The 17,841-nt window shown below is 66.8% G+C and carries 21 protein-coding genes; 5 read left to right on the top strand and 16 right to left on the bottom strand.

Translation table 11 applies throughout. The features are described 5' to 3' along the window. Positions 1-136: 136 nt before the first annotated feature. Both BW38_RS05325 and BW38_RS05330 read left to right on the top strand, forming a co-directional pair. Positions 137-349: a DUF4287 domain-containing protein gene (locus BW38_RS05325; protein ID WP_032977298.1), complete on the top strand. Its 213-nt coding sequence runs from the start codon at positions 137-139 to the stop codon at positions 347-349. Positions 350-758: 409 nt separating this feature from the next. Beyond that, entirely contained in the window at positions 759-1,466 is a 708-nt protein-coding gene (locus BW38_RS05330; RefSeq protein WP_025874035.1) for a YitT family protein, read from the top strand. A 74-nt stretch (positions 1,467-1,540) separates the two neighbouring features. On the opposite strand, the gene BW38_RS05335 is transcribed toward BW38_RS05330, so the two are convergent. Continuing rightward, entirely contained in the window at positions 1,541-2,086 is a 546-nt protein-coding gene (locus tag BW38_RS05335) for a DNA-3-methyladenine glycosylase I (RefSeq protein ID WP_025874034.1), read from the bottom strand. Continuing rightward, complete coding sequence (locus BW38_RS05340) at positions 2,083-3,894, bottom strand: DUF4153 domain-containing protein (RefSeq protein ID WP_032977295.1); 1,812 nt, start codon at positions 3,892-3,894, stop codon at positions 2,083-2,085. Before BW38_RS05340 ends, BW38_RS05335 begins: the two co-directional genes overlap by 4 nt. 81 nt (positions 3,895-3,975) lie before the next feature. On the opposite strand from BW38_RS05340, the gene BW38_RS05345 reads away from it, so the two are divergent. From BW38_RS05345 to BW38_RS05355, 3 genes are read left to right on the top strand one after another with little or no spacing between them, the layout of a single operon-like run. Further along, a complete protein-coding gene (locus tag BW38_RS05345) occupies positions 3,976-4,542 on the top strand; it encodes a YqgE/AlgH family protein (RefSeq protein ID WP_032977293.1) in 567 nt (188 codons plus the stop codon). Next, positions 4,535-5,002 carry a Holliday junction resolvase RuvX gene (gene ruvX, locus BW38_RS05350; protein WP_025874031.1) on the top strand — a complete coding sequence of 156 codons (468 nt, stop codon included), beginning with the start codon at positions 4,535-4,537 and terminating at the stop codon, positions 5,000-5,002. Before BW38_RS05345 ends, ruvX begins: the two co-directional genes overlap by 8 nt. 16 nt (positions 5,003-5,018) lie before the next feature. Continuing rightward, on the top strand, positions 5,019-5,969 hold the full coding sequence (locus BW38_RS05355; RefSeq protein WP_025874030.1) for an aspartate carbamoyltransferase catalytic subunit: 951 nt from the start codon (positions 5,019-5,021) through the stop codon (positions 5,967-5,969). Positions 5,970-6,087: 118 nt separating this feature from the next. Here the strand turns inward: BW38_RS05355 and BW38_RS05360 are convergent, their stop codons facing one another. The 14 genes from BW38_RS05360 to lptA all read right to left on the bottom strand — a co-directional run bounded on the left by BW38_RS05360 (position 6,088) and on the right by lptA (position 17,790). Continuing rightward, positions 6,088-6,579, bottom strand: coding sequence for a transposase (locus tag BW38_RS05360; RefSeq protein ID WP_051585095.1), 492 nt, complete (start codon positions 6,577-6,579; stop codon positions 6,088-6,090). A gap of 132 nt (positions 6,580-6,711) precedes the next feature. Beyond that, positions 6,712-7,509 carry a prolyl oligopeptidase family serine peptidase gene (locus BW38_RS05365; RefSeq protein WP_032977291.1) on the bottom strand — a complete coding sequence of 266 codons (798 nt, stop codon included), beginning with the start codon at positions 7,507-7,509 and terminating at the stop codon, positions 6,712-6,714. A gap of 70 nt (positions 7,510-7,579) precedes the next feature. Then, entirely contained in the window at positions 7,580-7,846 is a 267-nt protein-coding gene (locus BW38_RS05370) for a hypothetical protein (RefSeq protein ID WP_032977289.1), read from the bottom strand. An 11-nt stretch (positions 7,847-7,857) separates the two neighbouring features. Next, entirely contained in the window at positions 7,858-9,219 is a 1,362-nt protein-coding gene (mgtE, locus tag BW38_RS05375; protein ID WP_025874026.1) for a magnesium transporter, read from the bottom strand. Between the two features lie 282 nt (positions 9,220-9,501). Then, positions 9,502-11,271 (bottom strand): phosphoenolpyruvate--protein phosphotransferase, encoded by a 1,770-nt coding sequence (gene ptsP, locus BW38_RS05380; protein WP_032977287.1) that lies wholly within the window; start codon positions 11,269-11,271, stop codon positions 9,502-9,504. A 2-nt stretch (positions 11,272-11,273) separates the two neighbouring features. Continuing rightward, complete coding sequence (locus BW38_RS05385) at positions 11,274-11,543, bottom strand: HPr family phosphocarrier protein (RefSeq protein ID WP_025874024.1); 270 nt, start codon at positions 11,541-11,543, stop codon at positions 11,274-11,276. Then, entirely contained in the window at positions 11,536-11,928 is a 393-nt protein-coding gene (locus tag BW38_RS05390) for a PTS fructose IIA component family protein (protein ID WP_025874023.1), read from the bottom strand. Before BW38_RS05390 ends, BW38_RS05385 begins: the two co-directional genes overlap by 8 nt. 429 nt (positions 11,929-12,357) lie before the next feature. Then, the gene (gene rapZ, locus BW38_RS05395; RefSeq protein ID WP_032951584.1) at positions 12,358-13,242 is read right to left on the bottom strand and encodes an RNase adapter RapZ; all 885 of its coding nucleotides are present in this window, start codon (positions 13,240-13,242) and stop codon (positions 12,358-12,360) included. Positions 13,243-13,269: 27 nt separating this feature from the next. After that, positions 13,270-14,220 (bottom strand): HPr(Ser) kinase/phosphatase, encoded by a 951-nt coding sequence (hprK, locus tag BW38_RS05400; RefSeq protein WP_004147299.1) that lies wholly within the window; start codon positions 14,218-14,220, stop codon positions 13,270-13,272. Then, the gene (locus BW38_RS05405; protein WP_032977285.1) at positions 14,217-14,669 is read right to left on the bottom strand and encodes a PTS sugar transporter subunit IIA; all 453 of its coding nucleotides are present in this window, start codon (positions 14,667-14,669) and stop codon (positions 14,217-14,219) included. The genes hprK and BW38_RS05405 overlap by 4 nt, the downstream gene beginning before the upstream one ends. 21 nt (positions 14,670-14,690) lie before the next feature. Next, positions 14,691-15,008: a ribosome-associated translation inhibitor RaiA gene (raiA, locus tag BW38_RS05410; RefSeq protein WP_004147311.1), complete on the bottom strand. Its 318-nt coding sequence runs from the start codon at positions 15,006-15,008 to the stop codon at positions 14,691-14,693. A gap of 58 nt (positions 15,009-15,066) precedes the next feature. After that, positions 15,067-16,506 carry an RNA polymerase factor sigma-54 gene (locus tag BW38_RS05415; RefSeq protein ID WP_032977283.1) on the bottom strand — a complete coding sequence of 480 codons (1,440 nt, stop codon included), beginning with the start codon at positions 16,504-16,506 and terminating at the stop codon, positions 15,067-15,069. A gap of 40 nt (positions 16,507-16,546) precedes the next feature. Next, positions 16,547-17,266: an LPS export ABC transporter ATP-binding protein gene (lptB, locus tag BW38_RS05420; RefSeq protein WP_025874019.1), complete on the bottom strand. Its 720-nt coding sequence runs from the start codon at positions 17,264-17,266 to the stop codon at positions 16,547-16,549. Continuing rightward, positions 17,266-17,790 carry a lipopolysaccharide transport periplasmic protein LptA gene (gene lptA, locus BW38_RS05425; RefSeq protein WP_025874018.1) on the bottom strand — a complete coding sequence of 175 codons (525 nt, stop codon included), beginning with the start codon at positions 17,788-17,790 and terminating at the stop codon, positions 17,266-17,268. Before lptA ends, lptB begins: the two co-directional genes overlap by 1 nt. Between the last annotated feature and the right edge of the window lie 51 nt (positions 17,791-17,841).

The raw sequence follows: 17,841 nt of genomic DNA, 5'->3' as shown, positions 1-17,841 counted from the left end.
GGTCGACACGTAGATCCACGCCATGCGTGGATGCGCGTGACTGGTGGCGCCGGGCGCTGGTCGGTTAATGCGCTATGTCGATTTGTGGTTCCGTGGTTCGTCGATCGGGTACTTTCCAAAGAAAAGGGAGCAGCACATGAGCACCGACAGCAAACCCAAGGGCCCGGCGTCCTATTTTCCTTCCATCGAAAAGACCTACGGGCAGCCGGTGGCGCATTGGCTGGCGCTGCTGGCCAAACGGCCGGGGCTGAAGCACATGGAACTGGTCAGCTTCCTGAAATCCGAGCACGGGCTGGGCCATGGCCACGCAAACGCCCTGGTCGCCCACCACCTGGCCACCCAGCGCTGAGACAACCGCTCCACCGAGCGAAGCGACCCGCTTTTGCTCTTCTTTTCTCTTTACGTGGCTGGACGCGCACGGAACCTGTCCAAGGCCGGGTGGGGTGAGGCTGCGGGGGTGTCCGCGGCATGGGCCCGAGGCATGCCTCGGGCGGGTTGGGCAGGACGGGACGCCCAATCCCGGTCTTGCTGTGTGCGCAGGACAGCGCACACGAGCAAGACGCGGCCAAGTCCCCAGGGACGGATTCACGGCGTCCCCCGCAGCCTCACCCCGCCTGGCCAAGCCACTGAACTGCATTACGCCGCCCAGCCACGAGGGGCTGCGCCGTTCGCCGCAACTCCCAACTGAACGATTTCATCTGCAACTGTCATGCAGATCGTGTCTAATACCGCTCCCCACCCGTAGTGCCCCCACCTGTATGTCCCTCCAATCCCATGGCCCGGCGCCGTGCGACGACGCTGACGGCCACCTGGTCACCGCTGGCCCGCTGACCCCGCCGCCCGATGTTGCCGGCACCCCCGCCGATGAGAAGGCGCTGCGCCACTCGGTCGCCGAGGACGTGCAGGGCATGGTGCTGGCCATGCTCGTGGCCTCACTGGGCCTGGCCATCTTCGCCAAGGGCGGGCTGATGATCGGCGGCATGGCCGGCATGGCCTTCCTGCTGCACTATTCGATGGGCTGGAACTTCGGCCTGGTGTTCGTGCTGGTCAACCTGCCGTTCTACTGGGTGGCCGTGCGCCGCATGGGCTGGGAATTCACCCTGAAGACGTTCGCAGCGGTCACTGCCTGCGGCCTGCTCACCGACATCCTGCCGCGCTGGGCGGACTTTTCGCATATCGCGCCGCTGTACTCGGCGCTGGTCGGTGGCGCGCTGTCCGGCCTGGGCATCCTGTTCTTCATCCGCCATCGCGCCAGCCTCGGCGGCATCGGCATCCTGGCGGTGTACCTGCAGCGCACCCGCGGCTGGAGCGCCGGCAAAGTGCAGATGTCCTTCGATGCGTGCCTGATGGTGGCCGCGTTCTTCGTGCTGTCGCCGTCGAAAGTGATGTACTCGGCCATCGGTGCGGTGGTACTCAGCCTGGTGCTGATGTTCAACCACCGCCCGGGCCGCTACATGGGCGTCTGATTCCGCATTCGGCGGATCGCCCGCCCAGGTGCCACGCGCCCCGGTAGCGCCGGGCCATGCCCGGCGGATGCGCATCAGCCGCGCGCTGCCTGTACCCACGGCGGTGCCAGCTTCAGCAGCGTTGCATGCACCGGGCAGTCCTCGGCATGCGCGCCCGGCAGGTAGCCCAGGCTCATCAGGAACTCGCCGGTGATCTCGCCACCGGTGAAGCGGAACGTCTTCTTGAACAGCTTCACCCAGTCGGCCTTGCTGCGCGGATGGTGTGCGTCCAGCCAGGCGGCGAAGCTGCCGTGGCTCTGGCGCAGCTGCTGGATCACTTGCGCGTTGTGGATCGCCGCCAGCACCTTCAAGCGGTTGCGGATGATGCCCGGGTCCGACAGCAGGCGCTCGATGTCCTGCTCGGCGTAGGCCGCCACGCGATCAACGTCGAACGCGTCATAGGCCGCGCGGAATCCCTCGCGCTTCTTCAGGATGGTCTCCCAGCTCAGGCCGGCCTGGTTGATCTCCAGCAGCAGGCGCTCGAACAGTTCACGCTCATCGCGCTGCGGGAAGCCATATTCATTGGCGTGGTAGTACTCGTGCACCGGATGGCCCGGGGCGATGCGGCAGTATCCGCTCATGGTGTGGCCGCCTCCGCGCGGTCGTTGCTGCGATCAATCTCCAGCTGGCCCGCCGCGCCGTCAAGCAGCAGCGTCGGCCAGCGCGGCGGCTGCATGGTCAGGCGGCCGTCGCGCAGGGCCTGCGGGGCCCCGTCCGAGGTGCGCTGGTCAACGTCCTGGAAGGAAACCTCACCCTCCTTTCTCCAGCCAGCCGGTTCACGCACGTGCAGCTGGCAGCGCGGACCGCTGTACAGACTGGTCATGCACAGCAGCACGTCGTCTTGGCCATCGCCGTCCAGGTCACGGCGCAGGGTGACGCAGCGGTTGTCGCCGGTCTTGTCGTCGTCCAGGCAATCGCCCGCGTGCAAGCGACGGTCCAGTATCGCCTGCCACCAGTCATCGGCTGGCGAGGCGGTGCCCTTGGCCTGCACGATCCGTGACTTCAGGCTGGCCAGGTCGCGCACGCCATCGTCGATGTCGTTATCCCAGCGTGACTCGCGCTTCTGCCGGGCCAGGGCCTGCACGATGATGCTGGAGGCGCGCGTGTCGGCCGCCAATGACGGTGCTTTCTGCAGCGTGCGCAGCGCCTGCACACCTCGACGGCCCAGCTCGAAACGCAGCTGATTTGCGGCGTCCGCAGTCATCAACGCCGGATCGGCGCGCAGGCGCTTCATCTGGCTGGCCAGGGTGATGCGCACCGGGTCGATCACCGGCGAGATGGCCAGCAGTGCGGTTGCCAGCACGGCCCAGCACATCCAGCGGTTGACCGGCTCAAGCCGATGCAGCCAACGCCCGTGCCGGCGCAGTGCGGCGAAGGCGTAGCCGATGGCATAGCCGGCAATCAGCACTGCCACCGCCACGCCCCAGAAGCGCGAGAGGGTCCAGCCGTACTGGCTGACCCGCAGGGACATCGCATACAGCGCCAGGCCGGCGTAGATCGGCAGTGCCAGCAGGCTGGCCTCGACCAGCCGGCGCAGCCATGCCGGGTAGGGCGGGGTGCCGTCGTCGTGCTGGTAGACCGCGTTGGCCAGGCTGATCAGCAGCACCGCCAGCACCAGCAGCAGGCTGGCGGCCGAACGCGTGGCCCACAGCGGCGCCAGCCCGGTGAACGGCAGCGACAGCACGAACAGCACCGCGATGAACGACAGCAATGGCAGCAGGCCGCGGCAGATCGCGAAGAGCACCTGGCGGGTGATCTGCATCGCGCGATGCTGGGTGCGCCCGATCAGCACGCCGAAGCCTGCCAGCATGCCGGTGGCCAAGGCGATGAAGGCATCGCTGCCGAACAGGACGTGGAAAAAGTCGACCTTGACCATCCGGAACAGCGCCGCCCACAGCCACAGCAGCAGCCAGGTCAAGCCGGTGAACACCGCCGCCAGCACCAGGGTCAGCCCGTTCTGCCAGGCGCGTTCGAACAACGCGCCATAGTCGGCCCGCCAATGTCCGGCATGCAGGCGGAACTGCCACCACGGCAGGGCAATGAACGTGGCAACGGCCAGGCAGATCGAGAGCGGAACCTGCAGCACGGCCGCATACAGCGCGGTTTCTCCGCTCAGGTTCCAGGCGGTCCAAGCGGCCAGGGCGAGGACCAGCAACGAGGCCAACCCGGCGTGCAGCCACAGGCGCCAGGCCTTCAGATCGACCAGCGTCAAGGCCACTGCGGTGGGCACGGTCAATACCCAGGCATACCAGCAGTAGCGCCAGCCGATGTCCCGGAACGGCCATTGATCCGCCAGTTCCTGGGCCGCGAAAAGCATCAGCCCCTGCAGCAGTGCGATCAACACGATCATGCTGCGGGTGGGCCATGACAGCGTTGCATCCTGCTGCATCGGGTCGTCCTCCTTGCAAGAGCGCCATCCTAGCCCATCCCTTCGCGCCCGCATCCGGTCGCAGCGGTTAGAATGGCGCCCATGCCAGTAATGCCGACTTCCCTCGCCAATCACCTGCTCGTGGCGCTGCCGTCGCTGATCGACGCCACCTTCGCCCGCACCGTCGCGCTGATCTGCCAGCACGACGAGAACGGGGCAATGGGGGTGCTGGTCAACCAGCCGTCCGAGTACACCCTGGGCGAGGTGCTTGCGCAGATGGAGATCGCTACCGGCGATGGCGTCCTGCAGGCGCGTCCGGTGCTCAATGGCGGACCGGTGCATCCCGAGCGTGGCTTCGTCATCCATGACGACGCGCGCGCGTGGGATTCCAGCCTCGTCGTCGGTGAGGGCCTGTACCTGACCACCTCGCGTGACATCCTTGAGGCGATGGCGCGTGGCGAAGGCCCGGCCAATGCCGTGGTCACCCTGGGCTGCGCGGGCTGGAGTGCCGGCCAGCTGGAAAGCGAACTGTCCGAAAACAGCTGGCTGACCGTGCCGGCCGATGCCGAACTGGTGTTCCAGCTGCCGCTGGAACAGCGCTGGCAGGGCGCCGCGTCGCGCATTGGCGTCGATCTGTTCCGGCTGACCGATTACAGCGGCCATGTCTGAGCCGGCCCTCATCCGTCGCGATGGCACCGTACTCGGTTTCGATGTCGGCTCGCGCCGGATCGGCGTGGCGATCGGCAGTGCCTTCGCCGCGCATGCGCGTGCGGTGGCCGTGGTCGATGTGCACGGCAATGGCCCCGACTGGGCGGCGATCGAACGCCTGCTCAAGGAATGGAAGCCCGATGGCCTGGTGGTTGGCGATCCGCTGACCCTGGACGGCCAGGACCAGCCCAACCGCAAGCGCGCGCAGGGCTTTGCCCGCCAGCTGCGGGAACGTTTCAAGCTGCCGGTGGTGATGATCGACGAGCGTTCCAGCTCGGTCGAGGCCGCCCGCCGCTTCGCCGTCGAGCGCGCCGAAGGGCGCAAGCGTCGCCGCGACGCGGCTGCGCTCGATGCCGTGGCTGCGGCGGTGATCATCGACCGCTGGTTGTCGTCGCCGGACGACGCCATTCCCATTCCCTGACGATACGAACCCCGCCATGACCGCCCAGCAACTCGATGACTCCGGCCGCCTGCGCCACCTGTTGACGCTTGAAGGTCTTCCCCGCGACACCCTGGTGCAACTGCTCGACCGCGCTGGCCAGATCCGCGATGCCGCGGTCGGCCGTGTCGGTAACAAGCGCCACGTGCTGGGCGGATCGGCGGTGTGCACGTTGTTCTTCGAACCCTCTACCCGTACCCGCAGCTCGTTCCATCTGGCGGCGCAGCGGCTGGGTGCGGACGTGCTGAACTTCGACGCCTCCACCTCGTCCACGCGCAAGGGCGAAACCGCCTGCGACACGCTGAAGAACCTGGAAGCGATGGGCGTGCGCGGTTTCGTGGTGCGCCACCCCGATGACGGCGCCGTGGCGGCGCTGGCTGCGGTGGCGGGCGAGGGCACCGCGCTGGTCAATGCCGGCGACGGCCGCAGCTCGCACCCGACCCAGGGCCTGCTGGACATGCTGACCCTGCGCCAGGCCAAGGGCCCGGACTTCTCGAAGATGAAGGTGGTGATCGTCGGTGACGTCAAGCACTCGCGCGTGGCCCGCACCGACCTGCATGCCCTGCGCACGCTGGGCGTGGGCGAGATCCGCGTATGCGGCCCGCAGTCGCTGCTGCCTGACGACGACACCCTCAAGGGCTGCGTGGTCGGTGATGATTTCGACGCGATGCTGGAAGGCGTCGACGCGCTGATGATGTTGCGCCTGCAGCGCGAGCGCATGGAAGAAGGCCTGGTGCCGTCGCTGGAGCAGTACCACGCACAGTACGGCCTGAACACCGCGCGCCTGGCCCGCGCCGGCAAGGACGCCGCCGTGCTGCACCCGGGCCCGATCAACCGCGGCGTGGAAGTGACCGACGAAGTGGCCGACGGCCCGCAGTCGTGGGTGCTGCGCCAGGTCGCCAACGGCGTCGCCGTACGCATGGCCGTGCTGGAAACCCTGCTGGGTTGATTGCCTCCGATTGCTGCGTTGGTGCGTGCCAACCTGGGTTGGCACGTGCACTGCTTTGGTAGATGCCAACCTTGGTTGGCACGTGCACTGCTTTGGTAGATGCCAACCTTGGTTGGCACTATCCGTCCGTGCTGAATGCCTCTGGTCGATCACCCAAGGCCTCGAGCTCCCACTCGCACCATGCGTGCCGATACTGCCCCAACTGCGTCGTCAGACCCGCCCTGATCGGATTGCCCATCAGGTACATCGCATGCCGGTACAACGATTCGTCCGAGCGGATCGCATGATCGTGGTAGCAGGCCTGCCAGAAGCGCCCGCCCCTTCCCAACAACCGGTTTGCCTGCTGCGCCGTGCGCGATTTGAAGCGCTTCATGACGGTTTCCAGTGTTCCCGCACGTAGTTCGAGCAGCCAGTGGATGTGATCGGGCATGACCACGTAGGCGATCGAGCGGGTGAAGCCTTCCTGATCCAGCCTCTGGAATTCCTGGATTGCCAGGGCTGCGGCAGCGTCGTTGGCGAACAGGGGCGCACGACGATCCACGACGGTAGTCAGGATGTAGCTGAGACCGATGCTGGAGCGACGGCCGAGCAGGAGGCGGACGTTTTGCATGCCGCAAGCTTGGGCGGACACGCTTGCGACGGACATCGGGGAATGGCTTGATCTTGGGTAGGCTGGTGCCAACCAAGGTTGGCATCTACCAGAAGGGGGCCAACCAAGGTTGGCCTCTACCGGAGCAAGCGCTCAGCGCTTCTGGGCGAACAGCCACGCCCACATCGCCGCGTCGGCGTAGGTGGCATCCCAGGCATTGTGGTTGCCCTCCGCGTACTCGGTATAGCGCACGTCGCGCGCGCCGGCGGTCTGGAACGCTGCATGCAGCCGGCGATCATCATCCGGTGGCACCACGTCATCCAGCGCGCCGTGGAAGATCCAGATCGGGGTGCGCTGCAACCGTTGCGCGATCACCGCATAGGGATCCGCTTCGTTCGCCACCTGCTCGACGAACAGGGTAGGGCGTACCGCACGTGGTGCCAGCACCGCACCGCACACCGGCACGATCGCGGCAAAGCGCTTCGGATCGTCCAGCGCGATGTTCCAGCTGCCATAGCCGCCCATCGACATTCCGGTCAGGTACTGCCTTGCCGGGTCAGCGCCGAACTCGGCGATCGTGGCGTCCAGTGCCGCAATCGCCACGCGGTTGTTGCGGCCGCTCCATTCCTCGTCGCCGGGAACCTGCGGAAACACCGCCAGCGCGGGGAAGTCGGCCGCGTGCCGACGCAGGTACGGGCCCAGGCCTGCGTGGGTCTGCTTCACGCCATCGCCGCCGCGCTCGCCGGAGCCGTGCAGGAACAGCACCACCGGCAGCCGACCAGCCGCGCGCGCGGCAGCGGCCGGTATGAACACCTGGTAGTAGGCGGTGTCGCCGTCCACCTTCACCGCACGTGCCTCGAAGTGGCCGCGGGCACCGGGCGGCGTACTGGCACACCCGGTCAACATCAGCAGGGCCAGCAGCGGCAGCCAGCGCAGAAGCGATCGAAGCATTGCGGTTCCCATGAGGGCGATGTCGCCTCGATGGTAGTGCGCCGCGACCGGCCCGGCATCGTGCGCCGCATCACTGCGGGCGCGGGAAGCTGGCGATGATCTCCAGCTGCTCCTGTGCTTCGGCATTGCCGCCTGCGGCCGCGGCCTGCACCTGCGCCATGTCCGGGTGCAGCACCACCAGCAACGGGTTCTCGCACACCGGGCACACATACTCGGTGGCGTCCTCGTCCAGTTCCATCACCATTGCCCGCGAACTGCCTTTCCACTCGCAGGCGGCACAGGTGTGAAGCTGGTCGCGCCAACCCGGCGCAAAGTAGTTATCGATCGTCGTTGCCATGGCAGTTCCAGTCAGTGCAGCAGGACCATGGTGGCCAGGCCGAGGAAGGTGAAGAAGCCCATCGAGTCGGTCACCGCTGTCAGGAAGATGCCGCTGGCCAGCGCCGGATCGAAGCCGAAGCGCTTCAGGCCCAGGGGCACCAGCACGCCGGCAAGCGCCGCGAACAACAGGTTGCAGGTCAACGCGATGGCGATCACGGCCGAGAGCCCGGGCGAGTGGAACCAGGCGAGCACGATCAGGCCCAGCACCGAACCGAGCACCACGCCATTGAGCAGGGCCACCCGCACTTCCTTCCACAGCAGCGTGCGTGCGTTGGAACTGCCGACCTGGCCCAGTGCCAGGCCGCGCACCATCAGCGCCAGTACCTGGGTGCCGGCGTTGCCGCCGAGGCCAGCGACGATCGGCATCAACACCGCCAGGGCGACCAGCTTGTCGATGGTGCCCTCGAAGTGGCCGACCACGCTGGAGGCCAGGAAGGCTGTGCACAGATTCACCGACAGCCACATCAAGCGGCGGCGCATCGCGCGCCAGACCGGGCTGAACAGGTCCTCGTCCTCGTCCAGGCCGGCGGCGCCCAGCGCCTGGTGCTCGGCCTGGCCACGGATGATGTCGACCACGTCATCGATGGTGATGCGGCCGATCAGGATGTTGTTGTCATCCACCACCGGCGCCGAGATCCAGTCATGGTCGGAGAACTGCCGCGCCACTTCCTGGTCGCTCTCGCCGACATCGATGGCAGGCTGCTCATCGTCGATCAGGCGGTTGATCGGGGTGGTGTCTTCGTGGGTCACCAGCGAGGCCAGAGACACGCGGCCCAGGTACTGGTGGCGGCGGCTGACCACGAACAGGTGATCGGTGTGGTCCGGCAGTTCGCCGCGCAGGCGCAGGTAGCGCAGCACCACATCGACGTTGACGTCGGCGCGTACCGTCACCACGTCCGGGTTCATCAGGCGGCCGGCGCTGTCCTCGGGGTAGGACAGCACCTGCTCCAGGCGCTCGCGGTTCTCGCGGTCCATCGACTTGAGGACTTCGTCGATGACCGTGTCCGGCAGGTCTTCAACCAGGTCGGCCAGATCGTCGATGTCGAGGTCTTCGACCGCGGCGATGATTTCGTCCGGGTCCATGTCCGCCAGCAGGCTTTCGCGCACGTCGTCGCCGACGTGGACCAGCACCTCGCCATCGTCTTCCGGATCGACCAGGCCCCAGACGATCTCGCGCTTGCCCGGCGGCAGCGATTCGAGCAGGTTGCCGATCTCGGCCGGCGCCAGGGTATTGACCAGACGGCGTACCGGGCCCAGCCGACCGCTGTCCAGTGCATCGGACAGCATCCGCAACTGGCGCGCAGTCTTGTCGTGGCGTACGGCCTCAGCCATCGCAGCTCCCGCGGGATAAGAAAAGCCGCGATCCTGGCAAGGATGCGGCAACAGGGGTGTTCAGCGCGTCATTATCGCAAGGGGATGTTTCAGCGCATACCCCGCTGGCCACAGGCCACTGGGGTCCACGCATGCCACCTCATCCCCCGCCTGTCGGCGCGCTCCTTGAACAACAAGGGGCTGCTGCTCCAGACCGAATCCGCCGGGCATGGCCCGGCGCTACCAAAGGTGACACGCGGCGGTAGCGCCGGGCCGTGCCCGGCGAGCACGTAGCGCGACGCGTCAGGGCGCGTCCGCCACCAGCGCCAGCCAGCGCTCGATGCCGCGGCGGTCACGCATGCCCAGCAGCTTCGGTGCGCGGGCGCGCAGGGCTCCCAGATCGGCATCACGGACAGCACGGCGTACTTCCAGCAGGGTGCCCGGGTGCAGGCTGAACTCGGTCAGGCCCAGTGCCAGCAGCAGCGGGGTCATCCGTGCGTCGCCCGCGATTTCGCCGCATACCGCCACCGGGATGCGATGGCGTGCGCCGGTCTCGATCACCATCTGCAGCAGGCGCAGCACGGCCGGATGCAGCGGCGAATACAGTTCGCCCAGTGCTTCGTTGTTGCGGTCGGCGGCCAGCAGGTACTGCACCAGATCGTTGGTGCCGATCGACAGGAAGTCGACCAGATCGATGAAGCTCTCCAGCGCCAGCGCGGCGGCGGGTACTTCGATCATCGCGCCCAGTGGCACGTGCTCGGCCACCATGTGGCCCTCGGCGCGCAGTTGCTCGCCCAGTTTCAGCATGCGCCGGCGCACCGCCAGCAGTTCGTCGCGGGTGCTGACCATGGGCACCAGCACGCGCAGCTTGCCGTAGGCCGAGGCACGCAGGATCGCGCGCATCTGGGTGTCGGCCACCTTGGGCCGCGCCAGCGACAGGCGCACGCCGCGCAGGCCCAGCGCCGGGTTTTCCTCGTTGCTCAGGGTCAGGCCGGTGCGGTCGGCCTTGTCTGCACCCAGGTCGAGGGTGCGGATGGTCACCGGCCGGCCACTCATGCCCAGCGCCGCATCGCGGTAGGTCTGGAACTGTTCTTCTTCGTCCGGCAGCTCGTTGCGCTGCAGGAACAGGAATTCGGTGCGGTACAGGCCCAGGCCGTGGGCGCCCAGCGCATGCGCCTGGGTCACATCTTCCAGCGATTCGGCGTTGGCCAGCAGTGCGATGTCGACCTGGTCGCGGGTGCGGCTGGGCTTGCTGCGCAGGCGGCCAAGCTCGCGCTGCTCGCGTGCGTGCTCCTTCAGGCGCGCCCGGTAATCACGCAGGTTGTCGGCCTGCGGGTTGACGGTGATGCTGCCGTCGGCGCCATCGATGATCAGCACGTCGCCGTCGATCACCTTGTTCAGCAGCTGCGGCACGCTGACGATCAACGGCAGGTGCAGGCTGCGGGCAAGGATCGCACTGTGCGAAAGCGCGCTGCCAGCGCTGGTGACGATGCCGACCACGCCGTGCGATTGCAGCTGGGCCAGCTCGGAAGGGGCGATGTTGTCGCAGACCAGGATTTCGCCGGCCAGGCCCTTCACCGCTGCGGGCCGCTCGGGCTGCAGGAACGCATGGATGCGCCCGATCACATGGTCGAGGTCGTCCATGCGGCTCTTCAGGTAGGCATCGTCCATGCCGTCGAAGACTTTGGCCAGGCGGTCGCGCTGCAGGCGCAGCGCGTAGCCGGCACTGTAGGGACCACTGCGGATCAGTTCGTCCAGGCCGAACAGCAGTTCGGGATCGTCCAGCAGCAGTGCATGCAGGTCGAGGAACTCGCCCACTTCCTGGTTCAGCGCGCCATGCAGGCGCTGGCGCAGCTCGTGCATCTCCGTGCGCGCCGCGTCCACGGCGCGATGCAGGCGTGCCAGCTCGGATTCAACCTGGGAGGGGGCGACGCGCTGTTCGGCCACTTCCAGTGCATGCGGCAGGCGCACGCGGGCGCGGCCCATTGCCGTGCCGCGGGCGGCGCCGTGGCCGGCCAGCAGCTGTACCGGCCGTTGGCCGGTAGGGGTTTGGCCGGCGCGCGCGCGCGGCACGCTCAGTTGTCCTCGTCGAAGCGACGCTCGAACAGGTCGACCACCGCATCCATCGCGGCGACTTCGTCTTCGCCGTTGATGCGGATGGTGACCGGCGTGCCTTGCCCGGCCGCCAGCAGCATCACGCCCATGATGCTCTTGGCGTTGATCTCACGGCCCTTGGCGGCCATGGTCACGTTGCAGCGGAACGGCGCCAGGGTCTGCACCAGCTTGGCGGTGGCCCGGGCATGCAGGCCCAGGCGGTTGCTCACAGTGAGTTCTCGTTCAAGCATCGTCGACTATCGCTCCATTACGGGTGCCCGCCGCCGCAGTGGCGGGCAGTTGATCCAGTCCCTGTTCCGGATAATTCATCACCCGCAGCAACATCGGCAGACTCAGCGCCGACACCCGGCGAACCGGGGTCCCCAACCGGGCCAGCTGCCCGGCAAGGTTGGCAGGGCTGGCGCCGTACAGGTCGGTCAGGATCAGCACGCCATCGCCCCCATCGACCCGCCGCAGAGCGGCCGAGGCGAGCGGGAGCAGAGCATCCAAGTCTGCGTCGAACGGTACTTCGAAAGCTTCGGTCTTCAGCGGCAACTGCCGCAGAAGCCGGGTCGCCACGTCGAGCAGGGCGATCCCGACCCCAGGATGTGTTACGAGGAGAATGCCACAGGTCATTACTGCACGTTAACAGGTCAAGGTGAATTGGCGATAGCAGCAGGAGAGGGGCACTGTGTCCCGTATTCAGCGTTGTTCGGGTCAGAGCCCTTTTTCGTTGAAAAAGGGATCCGACTCCATCCGTTTTTTCGATGCCTGACAGAGATTCATCCACGCATGGCGTGGATCTACCGTGTCGACCAAGGTCGACACCTACCCACAGTGCAACTCCGACCCGCCGCGATCTGTCAGAGGCGGGGCGGTGTGGGGGTGCAGGACCGTTGGCGCCATGGATGGCGCCATCGAGCCCCCAAGGATGGGTTTACGGCGTGTCCTGCGCGCCCACACCGCCTCGCCATCCAAGGGAATCCGATGTTGCTGTTGCTTCGGCTGTTGCTGTTGACGTTGCCGTGGTTTCTGCGGGTGCCGGGCGCAGCCCGGCCGACCCCCTCAATCCTGTTCGCGGTGGTACGTCGCCACGTCTTCCCAGCCCATCTCACGCGCATGGCGGGCCAGACGTTCGGCCAGGAACACCGAGCGGTGCTTGCCGCCGGTGCAACCGAAGGCCACCGTCACATAGCTGCGGGTGCCATCGCCCAGCTTGGGCAGCCAGGTATCCAGGAAATCCATCAGCTGCGCCAGGTAGCGCTGAACATCCGGCTGCGCCTCCAAGTAGTCGCGCACGCCGGGCTCGCGGCCGCTCAACGCACGCAGTTCCGGATCCCAATGCGGGTTGGGCAGCACGCGCGCGTCGAACACGAAGTCGGCCTCGGCCGGTACGCCACGCTTGTAGGCGAACGATTCGAACAGCAGCGACAGGCGGCTGGCATGGCCCATCGCAAATTCAGTGATGATCCGGCGCCGCAGCTGGTGCACGTTCAACGCACTGGTATCGATCACCGCATCGGCTTCGCGGCGCAGCGGCGCGATCAGCTCGCGCTCACGGGCAATCGCTTCGGGCAGCGACAGGCCCAGCTGGCTCAGCGGGTGCCGGCGGCGGGTGTCGGCGTAGCGCTTGAGCACCGTTTCATCGCTGGCCTCGAAAAACAGCACCTTGGCGTCGACGCCGGCATCGGTGGCCAGCTGCCGCCAGCTGGACAACTGGGTCAGGTCGCTCTGCCCACGCACGTCGATGCCCACTGCCAACCGGCGCGATGCCGCGCCGTCATGGTGGCTAAGCACATTGCGCACGAAATCCGGCAGCAGCTGGATCGGCAGGTTGTCCGAACAGTAGTAGTCCTGGTCCTCGAAGGTCTTCAGGGCGACGGATTTACCCGAGCCGGACAGGCCGCTGACGATGATCAGGGTCGGGGCGGTGGGAATGACGGTGCTCATGGACGGGCTCTTCGAAGGACAGGGGGGTCAGGGCGTTCGCCGTTCCAGCAGGTTGCTGTGGCGGGCGATGAACATCGCCGCCGGGTCGATACCCTTGGTACGCAGAATGTGCAGGCGGGTGGCCGCCTCGGTCAGGACGGCCAGGTTGCGGCCGGGCATCACCGGCAGGGTGATCAGCGGCACGTCCAGGTCCAGCACGTGGCGCGTGCCCGAGTCGCCGGTCAGGCGCTCGTAACCATGGGGGGTGGGCTCGGTCATCGGCTTGGTCAGGTGGACGATCAGCCGAAGGTACTTGTTCTTCTTTACAGCGGTGTCGCCAAACATCTCGCGCACGTTCAGCACGCCCAGGCCGCGCACTTCCAGCAGGTCCTGCAGCAGTTCCGGGCAGGTGCCATCGAGCACGTCGGGGGCGATCTGGGTGAACTCGGGGGCGTCGTCGGCCACCAGGCGGTGACCGCGGCTGAGCAGTTCCAGGGCCAGCTCGCTCTTGCCTGATCCCGCTTCACCGGTGATCAGCACGCCGATGGAGTAGATTTCCATGAACACGCCATGCAGGATCACCCGCGGCGCCAGCGTCCGGGCCAGGTGGTAGGACAGATGGTTGAGCAGTTCGTGGCCGCGCTTGGGTGACAACCACAGCGGCGTGCCGGATTCATCGGCGGCCGCGCGCAGGTCTTCCGGGCACGGCTGGTTGCGGGTCAGCACCAGCGCCAGCGGATGCGACTGCATGATCTTTTCGATGGTCTCCCAGCGCTGGCGTGGTTCCAGCGCATCCAGCCAGGACAGTTCCTCGGTACCGAGGATCTGCACCTTGTTGGGATAGATCGCATTGAGATAGCCGGCCAGCGAAGGGCGTCGCGAGACCGTATTGCCGGCCTCCAGCTCACGCTTCTCGCCGGATTTGCCCGCTGCCCAACGCAGGCCGAGCCGCTCTCGCTGCTGTTCGAACAGTTCGCGGGCAGTGATGCTGGTATTCATGCGGCGCTCGCCGGTGGGGTCAGGTCCAGGGCCTGGCGCAGCTCCCGTGCATCACCGGCCTCGCGCAGCGCCTGGCGGATGCAGGGCGCGGAAAACAGCTCGGCCAGCTCGGACAGCAGCATCAGGTGTTGATGGGTGTAGTGGGCGGGAACGGCCATGGCGAATACCAGGTCCACCGGCTCGTCACCACCGAAATCGACGGGGGTCTGCAGACGCAGCAGCGCGCCACGGGGGCGATCCAGGGTCGGCGCACGACCATGCGGGATGGCGATGCCGTAGCCGATCGCGGTACTGCCCAACGCCTCGCGCTGGCACAGGTTGAGATAGATCTGTTCGGCGTTGGCCTGGCGGCAGGCCAGCAATCCGGCCGCGGCCTGCAGGACGCTGTCGCGGTCGGTGGCCGTGCAGAGCTGGGTCTGCACGGCCGCCAGGAGGTCAGTCAGGGGCATGTCTGCGGGGAGCGGTGGCGATCAGCCACCATTGTCGCCCACCGGCAGCGGTGCGTGCTGCTGTTTTTTCTCCTTGTGCTTGATCACCAGGCGGTCAAGCTTGTCCGCCAGCAGGTCGATCGCCGCATACATGGTCTGCGCATTGGCTTCAGCGTGCAGGGTCTGACCCGGAATATTGAGGCTGGCATCGACGTGGTGTTCAGTCTTCTGCAGCTTGAGCGTCACCCGCGCTTCGCAGTGCTGGTCGAAGTGTTTGCCGATCCGGGCCAGCTTCTCCTCTACATAGGACTGCAGGGCCGGGGTGACTTCGACATCTTTGCCAAACGTTTCGATGCGCATCGGGTTTCTCCTTTGATCGGATGTGCCAATGAACCTCTCCGCCGGGCGCGGCGGCGCGTCAAACGATTCTGACTCTTTCGTGCGAGGCGGAGATGTTCATGGCCTCACGATACTTCGCCACGGTGCGCCGCGCTACTGGGATTCCCGACGATTTGAGCAGGTCAGCCAGCTTGGCGTCAGAAAGCGGCTTGCGTGGGTTCTCGTCATCGATCAGGCGCCGGATCATGGCCTGGATGGCGGTGCTGGACGCTTCGCCGCCGCCGTCGGTGTCGATGCCCGAAGCGAAGAAGGCGCGCAGCGGCAAGGTGCCGCGTGGCGTACGCACATGTTTGCGGGCGATCGCGCGCGACACGGTGGATTCGTGCAGGCCCAGTTCGGCTGCGATTTCGCGCAGGGTCAGCGGGCGCAGTGCCTGTTCGCCGAATTCAAGGAAGCCCGCCTGCTGCTGGATCAGGCTTCGCACGACCCGCAACAGCGTCTCGCCTCGCGCCTGCAGGCCCTTCAGCAGCCAGCGCGCCTCCTGCCGCTGGCCGCGCAGATAACCGGCATCGGCGTCACCGCAGCGGCGGATCATCTGCTCGTAACCGCGGTGGATCACCAGCTTGGGGCCGGCATGGGCGGCCAGCGCGGCGCGCCAGATGCCGTTCTGCCGCCATACGACGACGTCGGGCACCACGTAGGTGTTCTGGGCGAGCGGGGCGATCTGGGTGCCGGGGCGCGGGTCCAGCGAGCGCAGCAGGGCCACGGCGGTCTCGACCTCGGCCAGCGGCTGTTTCAGCTGCTGGGCCAGGCCCGTCACGCCGGAGCGCGGCAGTTGTTCCAGTGGGCCGGCGGCAACCTGCCGGGCCAGGGCCAGGCACGGGGTATCAGCAGGAAGCACGTCCAGCTGCAGTTGCAGGCATTCGCCGAGGCTGCGTGCGGCCACGCCAACGGGATCGAAGCGCTGGATCTGGTGCAGCACGGTCAGGATTTCGTCTTCACCGGCGTGGATCGCCGGCAACAGCGCTTCGGCGATGGCCGAGAGCGGCTCGCGCAGATAGCCGTCGTCTTCCAATGAATCGATCAGCGCGGCGCCGATGCTGCGGTCGCGCTTGGACAGGTGAGTCAGGTGCAGCTGCCACAGCAGGTGGTCGGCCAGGGTTTCGGTTTCGGCAACGCGTTCGGCGGCACTGCCGTTGTCGTCGTCGTCATCGAAACTACCGCCGCTGCCGCCACTGCTCCAGTCCAGCTCGGCAGGCGCCCAGTCGTCGCCGCTGCTTTCAGCGTTGTCGGGCGGGGCGTCATTGTCGCCGCCCGCGTCCTCGCTGCTGCCGTCCTTGTCGACACCGGCGCCTTCGTCGCTGCTGTCCGACCAGTCCAGCAGCGGATTGCTCTCCACCGCCTGGGCGATTTCCAGCTCCAGCTCGGTCGTGGACATCTGCAGCAGCTTGATCGCCTGCTGCAGCTGGGGCGTAAGCACCAGCTGCTGTCCCAACGATGTCTGCAGCCGAGTCTTCATGCCTGTGCCGAACGGAAGGGAGAGGGCCCGGCGGCCGCGGTCACAGCTTGAAGGAATCCCCAAGGTAGACGCGGCGCACGTCGGCATTGTCCAGGATCGCCTCGGGCGAGCCCTGGGCCAGTACGGTGCCCTCTGCGAGGATATACGCGCGGTCGCAGATTCCCAAGGTCTCGCGCACGTTGTGGTCGGTGATCAGCACACCGATGCCGCGTTGCTTGAGATGGGTGACGATGCGCTGGATTTCGCCGACCGAGATCGGGTCGACACCGGCGAAGGGTTCGTCGAGCAGGATCAGGCGCGGTTTGGCGGCCAGTGCACGGGCGATCTCGCAGCGACGGCGCTCACCACCGGACAGGCTGGCGCCGAGCTGTTCGGAAACATGCCCAAGCTGCAGTTCGTCGAGCAGGCTGTTCAGTTCGCGCTCGCGGCCCGCCGAATCCAGGTCCTCGCGCAGTTCCAGCACCAGGCGCAGGTTGTCGGCCACGGTCAGCTTGCGGAACACCGACGGTTCCTGCGGCAGGTAGCCCACGCCCTGCTTGGCGCGGGTGTACATCGGGTCGCCGGTGATGTCCTTGCCGTCCAGCACGATGCTGCCGGCATCGGCACCGACCAGGCCGACGATCATGTAGAAGCAGGTGGTCTTGCCGGCACCGTTGGGACCGAGCAGGCCAACCACTTCACCGGCGTCCAGGGTCAGCCCGAAGTCCTTGACGACTTCGCGCTGCTTGTAGCGTTTGCGCAGGCCAGTTGCGACGAGCATTACTTCTTGCCTCCAGCCGGAGCCGGAGCGGCAGCAGGCGTCTTGTTCTTCGGCGGAATCACGGTGCGCACGCGGCTGCCATCACCGCCGGAGTTCATTTCACCGCTGCGGGTGTTGTAGACCATGCGCTGGCCCGCATTGGTGCCGCGCGCGCTGGTGACCTTGTAGTTGCCGGTCAGGGTGATGATCTCGGTGGTGATGTCGTAGTCGATCCGGTCGGCCACCGCATCCATCCAGGTGCCATCGTCGAGCTGCTGCTTCATCTTGGCCTGCTTGCCGGTGAACACCGCACGCACGGCTTCGCCGCCCTTGAGGTAGATCTCCGCTTCGGACGAGCGCAGGTCCAGGGTGCCCTGGGTGATGATCACGCCACCGGACAGCACGGTCTTGCCATCACCGGTGAGGGTGCCGGACTGCGCACCGGAATCAATGTTCATCGCTTCGTTGCGGTCCGTCGACTTGGCAAAGGCGACAGCGGGGACAAGAAGACTGAGTGCGAGCACGGCTGCAAAGGGAATCTTCATCGGGGTCCGTTCTACCGGTGGTGGCCCTCCGGTGGGACCGGGGGCCACCAC

The sequence above is a fragment of the Stenotrophomonas sp. RIT309 genome (genome assembly GCF_000632045.1).
GTDB lineage: Bacteria > Pseudomonadota > Gammaproteobacteria > Xanthomonadales > Xanthomonadaceae > Stenotrophomonas > Stenotrophomonas indicatrix.
Note: the sequence above shows the minus strand (reverse complement) of the source record. Positions and strands in the feature narration are given on the sequence as shown.

What these genes read in the sequence shown, in the direction of transcription:
- BW38_RS05325 (WP_032977298.1), top strand. Translation starts at nt 137, where the DNA reads ATGAGCACCGACAGCAAACCCAAGGGCCCGGCGTCCTATTTTCCTTCC.
- BW38_RS05330 (WP_025874035.1), top strand. Translation starts at nt 759, where the DNA reads ATGTCCCTCCAATCCCATGGCCCGGCGCCGTGCGACGACGCTGACGGC.
- BW38_RS05335 (WP_025874034.1), bottom strand. Translation starts at nt 2,086, where the DNA reads ATGAGCGGATACTGCCGCATCGCCCCGGGCCATCCGGTGCACGAGTAC.
- BW38_RS05340 (WP_032977295.1), bottom strand. Translation starts at nt 3,894, where the DNA reads ATGCAGCAGGATGCAACGCTGTCATGGCCCACCCGCAGCATGATCGTG.
- BW38_RS05345 (WP_032977293.1), top strand. Translation starts at nt 3,976, where the DNA reads ATGCCAGTAATGCCGACTTCCCTCGCCAATCACCTGCTCGTGGCGCTG.
- ruvX (WP_025874031.1), top strand. Translation starts at nt 4,535, where the DNA reads ATGTCTGAGCCGGCCCTCATCCGTCGCGATGGCACCGTACTCGGTTTC.
- BW38_RS05355 (WP_025874030.1), top strand. Translation starts at nt 5,019, where the DNA reads ATGACCGCCCAGCAACTCGATGACTCCGGCCGCCTGCGCCACCTGTTG.
- BW38_RS05360 (WP_051585095.1), bottom strand. Translation starts at nt 6,579, where the DNA reads ATGCAAAACGTCCGCCTCCTGCTCGGCCGTCGCTCCAGCATCGGTCTC.
- BW38_RS05365 (WP_032977291.1), bottom strand. Translation starts at nt 7,509, where the DNA reads ATGCTTCGATCGCTTCTGCGCTGGCTGCCGCTGCTGGCCCTGCTGATG.
- BW38_RS05370 (WP_032977289.1), bottom strand. Translation starts at nt 7,846, where the DNA reads ATGGCAACGACGATCGATAACTACTTTGCGCCGGGTTGGCGCGACCAG.
- mgtE (WP_025874026.1), bottom strand. Translation starts at nt 9,219, where the DNA reads ATGGCTGAGGCCGTACGCCACGACAAGACTGCGCGCCAGTTGCGGATG.
- BW38_RS05385 (WP_025874024.1), bottom strand. Translation starts at nt 11,543, where the DNA reads ATGCTTGAACGAGAACTCACTGTGAGCAACCGCCTGGGCCTGCATGCC.
- BW38_RS05390 (WP_025874023.1), bottom strand. Translation starts at nt 11,928, where the DNA reads ATGACCTGTGGCATTCTCCTCGTAACACATCCTGGGGTCGGGATCGCC.
- rapZ (WP_032951584.1), bottom strand. Translation starts at nt 13,242, where the DNA reads ATGAGCACCGTCATTCCCACCGCCCCGACCCTGATCATCGTCAGCGGC.
- hprK (WP_004147299.1), bottom strand. Translation starts at nt 14,220, where the DNA reads ATGAATACCAGCATCACTGCCCGCGAACTGTTCGAACAGCAGCGAGAG.
- BW38_RS05405 (WP_032977285.1), bottom strand. Translation starts at nt 14,669, where the DNA reads ATGCCCCTGACTGACCTCCTGGCGGCCGTGCAGACCCAGCTCTGCACG.
- raiA (WP_004147311.1), bottom strand. Translation starts at nt 15,008, where the DNA reads ATGCGCATCGAAACGTTTGGCAAAGATGTCGAAGTCACCCCGGCCCTG.
- BW38_RS05415 (WP_032977283.1), bottom strand. Translation starts at nt 16,506, where the DNA reads ATGAAGACTCGGCTGCAGACATCGTTGGGACAGCAGCTGGTGCTTACG.
- lptB (WP_025874019.1), bottom strand. Translation starts at nt 17,266, where the DNA reads ATGCTCGTCGCAACTGGCCTGCGCAAACGCTACAAGCAGCGCGAAGTC.
- lptA (WP_025874018.1), bottom strand. Translation starts at nt 17,790, where the DNA reads ATGAAGATTCCCTTTGCAGCCGTGCTCGCACTCAGTCTTCTTGTCCCC.